Raw genomic sequence first — 12,746 nt, 5'->3', positions numbered from 1 at the left:
GTCTTCAGCACGTTGAAGTGTTCTTCAAAACCCATTTTTCCTTGTCTACTGGTAAAAAAGCGGATATACATATTAATTAAATAAATTATTCCTTCGAACTTCAAAGCGTGAACATTGAATTTGAAAATTGAGTCTTTCCATCCTTTCTTTGTGAAAACCTCAAGTCACCCATGTTTTTCTACCTTTCCCAATTCCTGAGCTTTTTAGCAATGCCCTTGACAATCATTAGCATTTTGATAGTTATAGGAGCATTATATGTCAAAAAGAAATGGGGAAAGAGAAGTCTTTGGATAGGAATTATCCTGCTTTGGTTTTTTACTAATCAATTTATCGCAAATCAAGCTATACTAGCTTGGGAACCTGATTTTAAAGATTTCAATGAAATCAAAACCCACGAATTTGGAATTGTATTGACAGGAGTGACCAATCTTAGCAAAACTGCTTATGACCGCACCTTCTTTAATAAAGGAGCAGATCGGATTACCCATGCGCTCCAACTATATCGAATGGGGAAAATCAAAAAAATTCTGATTACTGGTGGACAAGGACTGAATCCTGTCAATCCACAATCCGAGGCAGAACTTTTACAGCGATTTCTGATTATGACTGGCGTTCCTTCAGAAGATGTAATGATTGAAGATCAGGCTAAAAATACCGCGCAGAATGCACAATTCACCAAAACATTTTTGGAGGAAAAAGGAATCGATACAGATGAGGAATTTTTATTAATCACCTCTGCTTTTCATATGTATCGAGCGAAAGGTTGCTTTGATAAAGTCGGATTAAAAACAGAAACTTTTCCAACAGACTACTATAGTCACGACACCAAATACGATTTTCCAGCTTTTGTTTATCCAAACCCCTCATCACTTGAAAATTGGCATAAACTCGTCAAAGAATGGATCGGAATCTTAGTTTATAAGTTGGTGGGATATATTTAACCCGGATTATCTTACCAGCAATGTTTCTTGGATCGATTCTTTCAGTTTTTTATCTACCCCTACGGCCGAAGCAAAATCATCCCATTTTCTAATTGTGGATTTTACTCGTTCAATCTTTTCTTCTGGATTTTTAATATTCATTTTACCTGCGACCTCTAAAAAGTCTATATCCTGGATATTTTCCCTTTTTCCATTGACCATAAGCGACTGTGAACTCACCCACATGCTGCCAGGTCTGTAGGCATAACAGATATCATAAGCTGGCGAAAGTTTCCACTTTCCATCCTGCCCCATCAGAAATGCAAAATTCTTCGTGTGATCATCGCAGTTTCTAGCCAATACATTGAATACCATTCGGACAAACATCTGCTCCGCCTCTGGATAGGAAAGCCGCAACATCCGCATCGTTTCAAAAACCTGCTCATAGCTAAAATATCCTACTTGGTTGAAGTCAAAATGACGCAGTCCACAAAGACTTTGCATATGGATTTTTTGACCATCATCAGTACGATCAAATCTTTTCGTCATGAAATGGGCTCTGCCATTTTCTTCCAAAAGCCTGCTTTCATTCATCTCGATTCCCGCCTCCACAGCCATTAGATAGTAGGCCATCTCCACTCTTCCATAGCCCATAGTCACTCCAAATTGTGAATCATGGACCCCATCAAATTTGATGATCCAATACGAAAACCCTTTCGGAGCTTTCACTTGACCACTTTTTACGGCTCCAGTTTTTGGGTTGAATGCAATGACCGCTTTCGCTCTTGCTCCTCCTGCCGATGTGCCGATTTTGAGGATATCTGATAAAGCAGACTGTTCATCTACGCTTAAATTGGACTGGAAGTCCTCCCGGGCATTAAGGATTTTTCCGGCGATATTGACCAAACTATCGATTTCTAATTCACTTGGCTTTGTAGCTTCCTGCCGAAATGAAGGTCTAATCTCTAATGCTCCCACTCCCCGCTTTCCAATAAAACAAAGCTGCTCCACAGGGTTCAAACTGTCTGCAGGCCTTCCGTTTTGGGTGAGCCAAGCATTGATCAATTGATTTCCATATTTATCTGGAAGCATATCTGCCAATAATCCTGGAAGTCCTTTGAAAGTATCAAATGCATCAGTCCTTGATTTTCTCAGTTCGGGAAACCTAAAAATCCTATTTCCACTTGCCAAAGGCATTTTCACGGGAGAAATATCCAAACCAGATCGAAGAAAGCCTTGATCAAATTCAAAACTTCCGATCTGCCCCACTTCATCCCAAAGTATCGCACCCGCAAACTTATCCCAAATCCAGATTTCCGCCCCTACTACCATTCTAAAGGTGGATTATCAGCTGCCATATCTGAATTACGAACGCGTTGACGCTCATGCTTCTTTTGAAGCTTGATGTAATCTATCGGACTGATCGTCTTCTTTACCTCAAACGCCTCCATCCATTGCAGACGATCCAGCACACGAAGGACCTGAATCAAAGTAATTAGATTCACCTTTTCACCTCTTTCCAAAAGACTGAGAGTGGATCGACTGATCCCCGCTTCTTTGGAAAGCTGATCTTGGGATTTTTGCTGATGAATGCGCTCAGCCTTGACGAACTCTCCAATCTGACGAATAATTTGTAAATCACTTAGAGCATTATAGTCCATGCATCAAATATCATTCATTAATACTAATTTTACAAGTTTATGAATGATTTTTCATACATTTATTATATATTTTATTTGAATTATTTATCATTCATTAAATACATAAATTAGCTATAAAGAATGATTTATCATTCAAAAATTAGAAATTTAGATATAGTAAATATAAATACTGGTAAAATCATTTTAAAAACTCTTCCCTGCTCCATTTCCATACCCAGTTCCATCCTTTTTCTTCCAGCAAAATCGGATGATAAGCCATAGCAGCTTTGGCAGTACTTGTATTAAAAAAACGCTGATCATCTGTCAAAACAGCTAGCTCCTCGCCAGAATCTTCAATTTGTTTTAAATCCATCACTGTAGAAGGAATATCCTTAGAATAAGAAGAATAGTGAGTGGTAAGATAATTTTTCAAGCTCCAATCCACTTCAAAACCATTCACATTCAATTCAAAAGAGTCAACTCCAGGAGAGGTAGCTTGCGTCTGAACAAAAGTCAAAAACTCTTTTAGAAGGGAAATTCCTAAGTTCTTCAACTGGGACGGGGTAAAGTCAGTCGGCTCAATACTACTCACAACATGCAAATTTCTTTTAGCTCTACTGATAGCCACATTCATTCGATTTTCAGCACCAGCCTTGCCCAACAAACCAAAATTCGTGACCAACTTCCCTTGCCTATTAGGCGCATAGCCCAAGGATAAAATCACCTGATCAAACTCATCTCCTTGCACATTTTCAATATTCCGAACTTTGATCGACTGTCCCTGCAGCCCAGCTTTCCAAAGCTTTTCCCGAATCAATTCCATCTGGAAATAATTACCAGTCACTATCCCAATAGTTTCATTCGGCTTTTCAGAAATCAACTTATTCACCAAGTCAAAAACGGATTCAGCCTCAGTTTTATTGATTTGATTTTCCCAGATCCCCTCCACTTTCAGCCAAGAAAATGCGGGTTTATTTGCCCGGGAAGTTGGATAATCAGGTAAGGTCTCCAGAAGGTTTCCATAGAAATGAGTATTCGAAAAATAAATCAAAGCTGGATCAGCAGAGCGATAATGCCCTTTTAATTGTCGATTTTCGAAATAATATCCCGCCAATTCCAATAGAGATTCAGTCTCATATTCCAGACCTTCCTCTTCAGTCTCCCATTTCACCTGATAAAAATCCGAAGGCCTCAATTGCTTTGAATCACCAGCTACCACCACCTGCTTACCCCTCAACATGGCAGGAAGCCCACGCTCCACCTGACATTGTGAAGCTTCATCGAATATTACCAAATCAAAAAATGGACTTGAAACATTTCCAATTGGGAAAATCGCCGAGACAGTTTCAGGACTTGCCAGCCAGCATGGCAACAATCTAAAAACCTCATCCCCGAGTTCACCGACTAATTTCCTGATCGGCCATTTTTGCCTCTTCTTATTCACCTGATGAGACAATTCCCGATAGGTAAGTCGATTACCAAGACGGTTAAATTCCAAATTAGAACTCATCTGCTCCCGTAATCGAAGCAGCGCAACATCTTTGGCAATTGATCTTTTTTCCAAAATTGAAGATTTCAGCTCTTCAATTTCCTGTTCCAGTTTCAATCCTCCAGCTTCGGCCAAAATTGGATTTCTCTTTTCAAGCTCAGAAATCCAACATGCAAACCATGAATTCTCAAAAATCAGAATTTGATCTTCTGTACCCCGATCAGAAAAACCAGCTAAAATTTTATCTGCCAATTGCTTTCTTGTTCCCTCCCATTTCGCCAAAAACTGATCAAAGGCATTAAGTTCAGAAAAAGTCTGATAAAGATTCCCATCGTCAACCTTCAAATCATCAAAAAGCAATTTCTCAATCTGCACATTTGAAAAATAAATTTTCCAAGAAATCAGTTTCTGTTCAAACTCTTCAACAGAATCTCCAAGCAAACCAAGAAAACCGACCAGATCTTCGGAATTAGTATCAGCATCTTTCCAATCCAAAACACTAGAAATCAATGCTTCATTTTTCCATTGATCAATCCATAAAAGTGCACATTCTATTTCTAGTAATTCACTTTCAATTGTACTTAAAGAAAGTTCAAGACCAGGAAACTTCGGTAAAGCATTCATTTCAGAATGGATTTCTCCTAAGACTTCAAGTTCTCTAATCCCAAGTTTTAGATTTTCTGAATTGAACTTCAGGCTATTCTTATCTAGCCAATCAGCAAAACCCGGATACCTATTTTTTTGCCATGAAATCAAAAATTTGCCAGACCAAGAATTCAACTTCTCTTGTATAGAACTTGCCTCCTCTCTCAGTTTATCAAGGGATTCCGGGACACCTAATTGATTGGTAGCAATTCTATTTAGAGCATTCTTCAAAACGCTTTGAACTGAATTCAATTCCGGTCTTTTATCATCAAAAATGACCAAATCAAGTAATAAAGGCTGTTTTTCGGAATTTTCAACCCCTCTCTGAAGTTGCCTAATTCGTTTAGAAAAACCACCCTTAATTAGGATTTCCTTTAGTATTTCATCGTAAGTTTTTCGATCCCATTTTAACGGAATTTCACCAAAACTTAGATTCTCAATTTGCTTAAGCACTTCCTCAATCACTGCAAATTGATGCGGTTCGATATTTTCAAATGAATTCCTGTTTTCCCAAAAACTCCCCTGAAATTTTTTATAGAAAGATTTAAAGATTCTGAATTCCTTTTTGAATTGAGAAACCTCTTCCCAATCCAACTTTAATAATCCTGATTCCGGTGATAATCCTGCCTCAAGTTTTTTATTATACTTAAGGTACATGGCTTTTATCGGCAATCCGCTCTTACTTGAATCAAGCAAATCAGATCTAAACTCTTCGAATTTTGAAGAAAGACGCTCAATAGTTTTTGAAAGAACTGAAATATCCCGCTCCAACTGCATGCTATCAATGCCCCTGTTGAGTTCCTGGTATTTTTCAATGGAATCAATTTGAACCTTAATCTTTTCAAAAAGCAGTTTTTGATCCGCTCTGAAGTCATGAACCAAGCCCAAGAATTCACCAAAACCTGCCTTTTCCAATCGCTCATACACCACATCCAAGGCAGCTCGTTTTTGCGAAACCACCAAGACTTTCTTCCCTCGGGCAATATAATCTGACACCAAATTGGATATCAATTGCGATTTACCGGTGCCAGGAGGACCCTCTACCACCAAGCTTTTCCTTCTTCTCACTGAATGTAAAACATGCTCCTGAGAAGCATCTAATGGAAAAATTGGAAACATTTGATCTTCTCTGGGAGATGGAAGTTCCTTATCGAATGCATATTGATCAAGAAATAACTCTTCCAGCTTTTTATCTCCAAATTGCTTGATTAATGATTCATATTCTTGAAAAAGAAAACTTCCTTTTTGAGCATAAAGCCCCAAAGCCGAATAATTCTTTAAACTGATTTTCCCATCCTGAAATTGGGAACTATCCAATGATTTTTGGGAAATGGGAATAGGCTGGATTCGATCTTCAAAAAGATTCGAACTTACATGAATTGAGAAATTCTCTTGGAGAATTTTGGCGAGTTGGGTTCTAAATTCAGTGGGGTCTGTAGATAAAGAATTTAAGTTTTCTTCAAGGAGATCCGAATCAATTTCTGTTTGATAGGCATGCTGGTACGCCAAAAGAAAAGCTGGATTCCATTGCCAAGAGCCTTCTATTGACAAAAACCAATGATCTTTCTCTTTGTATAGAGAAATCGGGAACATCAATAAAGGAGCTCGTAAAATTTGCCCATTAATCAGTTTTCCTTCCACAAAAAGCCAAGAGAGAACCAATGCATGATCTCCTGTTTCTTCTTGAGTCAGTAGATCTCTAAAATTAAGTCTGGAAAGTGATTTGGAAAGTGAATTTGTCTGAGCTTGTCTTGGGTCAGACTCAGGAATTAATGGAATTTTCTTTTTGGCCTGAATTAATTTTCTTACAATTTCAAAAGATGGTTCTCCATTTAAGAATTCGAAATCGTAAAGATCTATTAATCCCGAGCCTTCGATTTTAGGTATGTACAGCGACTTGTTTTTTGAAGACAAGTCAGTCAATCTGTTCAGATAAGTTTGAAAGATCGATTCAGCCATTTATTTAAAAGGCGAATCTGGTTCCTTGGCCATTTCCCGGTAAACCATCCCATCCATAATTCCAGGAATCCATTTATTTAAAAATACCGCGAGCTTTCCCTGAGTCGTTAAAACTAAGTCGCGTTTCCTCTTTCTTGTAGCCTTCACAATTGCCTCTGCTACATCTTCAGCAGACATCATATTTGATTCATCTCTTGGAGATTCTCCTTGGGAGGAACCGTGAGCTGTAAGTGCATTGGTTCTAATATTTGAAGCTGTAAAACCAGGTGAAGCAACTAGCACATGGACTCCATTATGCATTACCTCAGTCCTAAGCGATTCAAAAAATCCATTCATCGCATACTTGCTTGCTGTGTAAGCTGTTCTGGCTGGAGTACCTCTAAAACCATTGATGGAAGAAATCCCAACAATGGACCCTTTATTTTCCAAAATAGAAGGCAGACAATATTTGGTCGCGTAAACTGTTCCCCAAAAGTTGGTATCCATTACCTTTCTGAATACTTCCAAGTCAAGATCCTGGAACAAAGCCCGCATAGAAATTCCTGCATTATTGATCAGGATATCAATTTTCCCATAGGTAGAAATAACCTGATTAGCCATCATCTTATTTTCCTCTTCTGATCCTGCATCCGCCAATATTGCGATAACCTGAATCCCCGCATCAGCCAAAATCTTTCTTTCTACCTCCAATTTTTCCGGATTCCGGCCAGTGATGGCAATTTTGGCTCCTTCCTTCCCGAATGCATAAGCGCAAGCTGCCCCTATTCCTGAAGTGGCTCCTGTTACTACAACGACTTTGTTCTTAAATTCCATGGGTTTACGATCTTACAAAGATAGTCAAAACAAAAAAAATGAAAGGATCGTGCCAGCTTTTAGATAATGATTTTCTTTGGCCCTTCGATTTTACCTAATTTTGCGCCCATGTCGCGGAAAATGAAAAACAAAATTGTCCCAAATATCTTGATCGAGCGCATAGCATCAGAAGGAAAATGTGTGGGACATCATGAGGAAAAAGTCGTATTTGTCTCAGGTGTGGCACCTGGAGACGTGGTGGATGTACGAATCACAAAAGGCAAAAGCTCTTTTATGGAAGGTGAGCCTGTTAAATTTCACCAATATTCAAAAGATCGAATCGAGCCATTTTGCTCGCACTTCGGCACTTGCGGGGGATGCAAATGGCAACATATCAATTATGACTTGCAAAAAAGCTACAAACGTCAGCAGGTTTTAGACCAGTTTCAACGGATAGCAAAAGTCCAAATCCCCGAAGTTTTACCCACTTTAGGTTCCGAAAAAACGAAATACTATCGAAACAAACTCGATTTTACTTTCAGCAATAAAAAATGGCTCACACTAGAGCAGATCAGATCCGAAGAGGATTTTGATAGAAATGCATTAGGTTTTCATATCCCTAAAATGTTTGACAAAATCATCGATGTGGATCATTGCTATCTCCAAGGCGGAATCTCAAATGATGTAAGAAATGAATTGAGAGCATTCGCAAAGGAAAACAAGCTGAGTTTTTACGATATCAGGAACCAGGAAGGATTACTTCGAAACCTGATAATCAGAACCACCAGCACCGGGCAAACCATGGTCATTGTGCAATTCGGAGAGTCTGACCCAAGTTCAATCGATTTGGTAATGGAGTTTTTAAACCAAAAATTCCCGGAAATAACTTCCCTACTCTATGTGATCAATACTAAAGGAAATGAAACATTCCATGATTTAGAATTGGTCACCTATTCAGGTTTACCCTATATCGAAGAGGAAATGGAAGGCCTTAAATTCCGAGTTGGACCGAAATCATTTTATCAGACCAACTCGGAACAAGCCTATGAATTATATAAAGTCGCAAGGGATTTTGCCTCTTTAAAAGGAGATGAAATCGTCTATGATTTGTATACCGGAACGGGCACCATCGCCAACTTTGTAGCCAAGCAAGCGAAGCAAGTAATCGGGGTTGAATATGTGGAAGCCGCCATCGAAGATGCGAAGATAAACTCCCAAATAAATGGGATAGAAAACACCCTCTTTTATGCAGGTGATATGAAGGATATTTTGAATGAGGAATTCATCCAAAATCATGCTGCTCCAGATGTCATTATTACTGATCCACCAAGGGCTGGAATGGATGAAAAAGTCGTTCAAATGTTACTCCGTTTGGCAGCTCCAAAAATCGTTTATGTCTCCTGTAATCCCGCTACCCAAGCAAGAGATTTAGCCCTACTTGGAGAGCAATACCAAGTCGAAAAAATCCAGCCTGTGGACATGTTTCCACAGACCTATCATGTAGAAAATGTCGTACTCTTAACTCTCAAAAAATGATTTCAGATTTCAATGATCCCGAATTGAGTGGAAAATATTTGGGCACGATCACACAAGATTTCGTTAAAATTTCAGACACATTAAAAGAAGCATCTTACCAAATTCGGTCTAGAAAATTTTCGGATTTCCCTATTTTCCCCATCTCAAAAGAGATGCAACCAATTGGAAAAATCTTCCTCGGAAAAGAGGAAAAAGACCTAGATTGGAATTACTTCATCACCTATGTGGATGAGTTTGTACAAAGAAAATTAATCTCGGAAGAAGCTCTTGAAGACTTCAAAAAAGCGTACAAAGACCCGGATGAATTCTGCTGCCTATTTGTCATGGATGGAGCATTTACAAGTTTTGTATACGTACCTTACCCTAATGATTGAAGTATCTAAGTACAATAAAAAAAGCTTTACCTTTCATTTAGGTAAAGCTTTTTTATTTACTGGTTTTCATAATTTTATGTAAAACCATTTTAAGTCATTATTGACTACTTAAACTACGTAGAAACCTTAATTTCTGCTACGCATAGCATACTTACGTAGTTTAAAAATGCTTCCAGCCTTGAGCTTTAATCTGAACAGCAGTTCCGCTCTTAGTTACCAAGAATTTTCCTTCAGATGCTTTAGTGATATGACCGATGAAATGGATGTCTGGATGCTTCTCCAGTTTTGCAAAATCCTTTTGATCAATAGTGAAAAGAAGTTCATAATCTTCCCCTCCATTGAGCACACAAGTGATCGGATCAAGATTTAATTCTACTGCTGTATCAAAGGTCTGTTTATCGATTGGAAGTTTGTCTTCATAGATCGTCGCCCCTACCCCAGATGCTTTGCAGATATGAAAAATCTCAGAAGCCAAACCATCTGAAATATCCATCATGCTGGTAGGAACAATTTCCATCTCGGCAAGCTCATGAACGATATCCATTCTGGCATCAGGTCTCAGTTGACGACCCGTAACAATCGTGTATTTTTCTAGGTCAGGTTTCATATCTGGGTTGGCTAAAAACACCTGCTTTTCCCGCTCCAAAATCTGAAGTCCAACTAGGGCTGCACCTAGGTCTCCGGTCACACAAAGAATGTCATTTTCCTTTGCTCCTGAACGGTAAGAAATCTGCTCTTTTTTTGCTTCACCAATGGCAGTAATTGAGATGGCTAAACCCGATCTGGAAGCCGTTGTATCACCCCCAACTAAGTCCACTCCATAATGATCACAAGCCGCATAAATTCCTTCGTATAATGCCTCCACTGCTTCAAGTGAAAATCTATTTGAAAGGGCAATACTCACTGTGATTTGTTTTGGAACTGCATTCATTGCTGCGATGTCCGAAACGTTTACTGCAACAGCCTTAAATCCTAGGTGTGGCAAAGGCGCATAAGATAAATCAAAGTGAACTCCTTCCATCAACAAGTCTGTGGAAACAACCTTCACATGATCCCCTGCATCTATCACTGCGGCATCGTCTCCTATTCCTTTTAGGCTAGATCGATTTTTAATTACCACTTTTTCATTCAGCCGGTCGATCAAACCAAATTCACCTAAATCACTTATTTCTGTTCTTTTTTCTGACATAATTTTATTTCAATATGATTTGTCTTCGGTTTCCATTTCATGAAACCTTTCGACATCTTTTTAATTCCTTTTTTCTATCCCAATTGGTACCCACTGCCCACTGCATACTGAGACTGCCTACTGAGACTGCCCACTGCCTTATGAAATCTCCTGGCACAATTCTACCAAAACACCATTAGTACTTCTAGGGTGCAAAAATACCACTAATTTATTGTCTGCACCTAGTTTTGGTGTCTCATTGAGGATTTCGAATCCTTCAGCCTTTAACCTTTCTACCTCAGCCTGAATATCTTCCACATCAAAAGCAATATGATGCACTCCTTCTGACTTTCGGTCAATATATTTAGCGATAGGACTATCTTCTCTCGTTGCTTGAAGAAGCTCCACTTTCGTTTCCCCTAGCTGAAAAAAAGAAGTCTCAACCCCTTCTCCTTCCACCAATTCAGTTTTAAAATGCTCTTTACCCAACAATCTGGCAAAAAGAGCACTGGATTTTTCTAAATCTGCTACCGCTATCCCGATATGTTCGATTTTCCTCATTTTTAAATTTCTTATATTTGCGTTTGAATTATTTACAAGTGAAAGATGTTTGCGTCTTAACTTGACAATTGAATTTAAAGTAAAAGCATAAAGATATGATAATCGTTTCTGACAAAGCCAAAGAGCGAATCCTCGAACTTAAAAAAGAAGAGGGTCGTACAGAGGGAGAAAACATCCGTGTATCGGTCAAAGGAGGAGGTTGTTCAGGATTAATGTATGATCTTGGATTTGATGCTAATACGGTGGAAACTGACCATGTATTCGAAGATAAAGGTGTGAAAATCATCGTGGATAGAAAAAGTTTACTGTATCTCGCTGGAACGACATTAGAATTTTCTGATGGATTAAATGGAAAAGGTTTCCAGTTCATCAATCCAAATGCATCTAGAACATGTGGATGCGGAGAGAGTTTCTCCATATGATATTCATTTAACGAACTCACGAAAGACAGCCTTCAAAAGCTGTCTTTTTTTGTTTCTTATAGATACCAAATTGACTTTTTGACACTTCAATTCCCCAATATCGACCTCATTCCTTACCTTTGCCCACGAAAAATTAACCCCAAATATGGAAGAGCAAATCAAGAAAATTCAACTTAATGACCTGCATGCTGCCTTAGGTGGTAAAATGGTGCCTTTTGCCGGATACAATATGCCGGTTCGCTACAGTTCAGATAATGAAGAGCATCTCTGTGTCAGAAATGGAGTTGGAGTATTTGATGTTTCCCATATGGGAGAATTTATGGTGGAAGGCCCTGAAGCTTTGAACCTGATTCAGAAAGTAACTTCAAACGATGCCTCCAAGCTGGTAAATGGTCAAGCACAATATTCCTGCTTTCCTAACGAAACAGGAGGAATTGTGGATGATTTGATCGTGTACAAATTTGAGGAAGAAAAATACATGTTGGTAGTCAATGCTTCCAATATTGATAAAGATTGGGCTTGGGTAAACAAGTTCAACACGATGGGAGCGAAATTGACAAATATCTCAGATGAGATTTCTCTTTTTGCTGTTCAGGGACCAAAAGCTATCGAAGCAGTTCAGTCACTGACCCCAGTAAACCTTTCTGAAGTTAAATTCTATCATTTTACTGTAGGTGAATTTGCAGGCGTGAAAGATGTCATTATCTCTGGAACTGGCTATACCGGTGCTGGTGGTTTTGAGATCTACGTTAAAAATGAAGATGCTGAGCACGTTTGGAAAGCCATTTTTGAAGCTGGAAAAGACTTTGACATCAAGCCAATCGGTTTGGGTGCTAGAGATACTTTGAGACTGGAAATGGGATATTGTCTTTACGGAAATGATATCACTGATACTACTTCTCCTCTAGAGGCTGGACTTGGCTGGATCACAAAATTCACCAAAGACTTCACGAATTCTGAGGCATTAAAAGCTCAAAAAGAAGCAGGTGTATCCCGAAAACTAGTTGGATTTGTCATGCAAGAAAGAGGTATTCCAAGAGGCCACTACCCTATCGTGGATGCAGCGGGTGAGGTCATCGGTGAAGTAACTTCAGGCACTCAATCTCCAAGCATGGGAGTTGGTATCGGTTTGGGTTATGTGAAAACCGAATTTGCCAAAGCAGGAACTGAAATCTTCATTCAGGTTAGAAATAAAAACCTTAAAGCTCAGGTAGAGAAGCTACCTCTATTGAAATCCTAA

11 protein-coding genes are annotated in these 12,746 nt (G+C 39.0%); 5 read left to right on the top strand and 6 right to left on the bottom strand.

Translation table 11 applies throughout. The features are described from left to right. Positions 1 to 170: 170 nt before the first annotated feature. Positions 171 to 941 carry a YdcF family protein gene (locus tag FHS59_RS03920; protein ID WP_184493229.1) on the top strand — a complete coding sequence of 257 codons (771 nt, stop codon included), beginning with the start codon at positions 171 to 173 and terminating at the stop codon, positions 939 to 941. Positions 942 to 947: 6 nt separating this feature from the next. Here FHS59_RS03920 and FHS59_RS03915 read toward each other — a convergent pair whose 3' ends face one another. From FHS59_RS03915 to FHS59_RS03900, 4 genes are all read right to left on the bottom strand, one after another. Beyond that, positions 948 to 2,252, bottom strand: coding sequence for a type II toxin-antitoxin system HipA family toxin (locus tag FHS59_RS03915; RefSeq protein WP_184493227.1), 1,305 nt, complete (start codon positions 2,250 to 2,252; stop codon positions 948 to 950). After that, positions 2,246 to 2,581, bottom strand: coding sequence for a helix-turn-helix domain-containing protein (locus FHS59_RS03910; protein ID WP_184493225.1), 336 nt, complete (start codon positions 2,579 to 2,581; stop codon positions 2,246 to 2,248). Before FHS59_RS03910 ends, FHS59_RS03915 begins: the two co-directional genes overlap by 7 nt. A gap of 178 nt (positions 2,582 to 2,759) precedes the next feature. Continuing rightward, positions 2,760 to 6,653, bottom strand: coding sequence for a DEAD/DEAH box helicase (locus tag FHS59_RS03905; protein WP_184493222.1), 3,894 nt, complete (start codon positions 6,651 to 6,653; stop codon positions 2,760 to 2,762). Beyond that, complete coding sequence (locus FHS59_RS03900; protein WP_184493220.1) at positions 6,654 to 7,466, bottom strand: SDR family oxidoreductase; 813 nt, start codon at positions 7,464 to 7,466, stop codon at positions 6,654 to 6,656. 108 nt (positions 7,467 to 7,574) lie between these two features. Here FHS59_RS03900 and rlmD point away from each other — a divergent pair, with 108 nt between their 5' ends. Beyond that, positions 7,575 to 8,981 (top strand): 23S rRNA (uracil(1939)-C(5))-methyltransferase RlmD, encoded by a 1,407-nt coding sequence (gene rlmD, locus FHS59_RS03895; RefSeq protein WP_184493218.1) that lies wholly within the window; start codon positions 7,575 to 7,577, stop codon positions 8,979 to 8,981. After that, the gene (locus FHS59_RS03890) at positions 8,978 to 9,355 is read left to right on the top strand and encodes a hypothetical protein (RefSeq protein ID WP_184493216.1); all 378 of its coding nucleotides are present in this window, start codon (positions 8,978 to 8,980) and stop codon (positions 9,353 to 9,355) included. Before rlmD ends, FHS59_RS03890 begins: the two co-directional genes overlap by 4 nt. Positions 9,356 to 9,515: 160 nt before the next feature. On the opposite strand, the gene thiL is transcribed toward FHS59_RS03890, so the two are convergent. Next, positions 9,516 to 10,544, bottom strand: a complete 1,029-nt coding sequence (gene thiL / locus FHS59_RS03885) for a thiamine-phosphate kinase (RefSeq protein ID WP_184493214.1) — start codon at positions 10,542 to 10,544, stop codon at positions 9,516 to 9,518. Positions 10,545 to 10,682: 138 nt separating this feature from the next. Next, complete coding sequence (gene mce / locus FHS59_RS03880) at positions 10,683 to 11,084, bottom strand: methylmalonyl-CoA epimerase (protein ID WP_184493212.1); 402 nt, start codon at positions 11,082 to 11,084, stop codon at positions 10,683 to 10,685. A gap of 95 nt (positions 11,085 to 11,179) precedes the next feature. Here mce and FHS59_RS03875 point away from each other — a divergent pair, with 95 nt between their 5' ends. Both FHS59_RS03875 and gcvT read left to right on the top strand, forming a co-directional pair. Beyond that, positions 11,180 to 11,506: a HesB/IscA family protein gene (locus FHS59_RS03875; protein WP_184493210.1), complete on the top strand. Its 327-nt coding sequence runs from the start codon at positions 11,180 to 11,182 to the stop codon at positions 11,504 to 11,506. Positions 11,507 to 11,651: 145 nt separating this feature from the next. Continuing rightward, positions 11,652 to 12,746 carry a glycine cleavage system aminomethyltransferase GcvT gene (gcvT, locus tag FHS59_RS03870; RefSeq protein ID WP_184493208.1) on the top strand — a complete coding sequence of 365 codons (1,095 nt, stop codon included), beginning with the start codon at positions 11,652 to 11,654 and terminating at the stop codon, positions 12,744 to 12,746.

Source organism: Algoriphagus iocasae, from assembly GCF_014206875.1.
In the GTDB taxonomy this organism is placed as follows: domain Bacteria; phylum Bacteroidota; class Bacteroidia; order Cytophagales; family Cyclobacteriaceae; genus Algoriphagus; species Algoriphagus iocasae.
The sequence above is the reverse complement of the archived record's forward strand: the minus strand, read 5'-3'. Positions and strand labels throughout refer to the sequence as shown.

Excerpts from the sequence above, each read along its gene's own strand:
- FHS59_RS03920 (WP_184493229.1), top strand. The coding sequence starts at position 171 with ATGTTTTTCTACCTTTCCCAATTCCTGAGCTTTTTAGCAATGCCCTTG.
- FHS59_RS03915 (WP_184493227.1), bottom strand. The coding sequence starts at position 2,252 with ATGGTAGTAGGGGCGGAAATCTGGATTTGGGATAAGTTTGCGGGTGCG.
- FHS59_RS03910 (WP_184493225.1), bottom strand. The coding sequence starts at position 2,581 with ATGGACTATAATGCTCTAAGTGATTTACAAATTATTCGTCAGATTGGA.
- FHS59_RS03905 (WP_184493222.1), bottom strand. The coding sequence starts at position 6,653 with ATGGCTGAATCGATCTTTCAAACTTATCTGAACAGATTGACTGACTTG.
- FHS59_RS03900 (WP_184493220.1), bottom strand. The coding sequence starts at position 7,466 with ATGGAATTTAAGAACAAAGTCGTTGTAGTAACAGGAGCCACTTCAGGA.
- rlmD (WP_184493218.1), top strand. The coding sequence starts at position 7,575 with ATGTCGCGGAAAATGAAAAACAAAATTGTCCCAAATATCTTGATCGAG.
- FHS59_RS03890 (WP_184493216.1), top strand. The coding sequence starts at position 8,978 with ATGATTTCAGATTTCAATGATCCCGAATTGAGTGGAAAATATTTGGGC.
- thiL (WP_184493214.1), bottom strand. The coding sequence starts at position 10,544 with ATGTCAGAAAAAAGAACAGAAATAAGTGATTTAGGTGAATTTGGTTTG.
- mce (WP_184493212.1), bottom strand. The coding sequence starts at position 11,084 with ATGAGGAAAATCGAACATATCGGGATAGCGGTAGCAGATTTAGAAAAA.
- FHS59_RS03875 (WP_184493210.1), top strand. The coding sequence starts at position 11,180 with ATGATAATCGTTTCTGACAAAGCCAAAGAGCGAATCCTCGAACTTAAA.
- gcvT (WP_184493208.1), top strand. The coding sequence starts at position 11,652 with ATGGAAGAGCAAATCAAGAAAATTCAACTTAATGACCTGCATGCTGCC.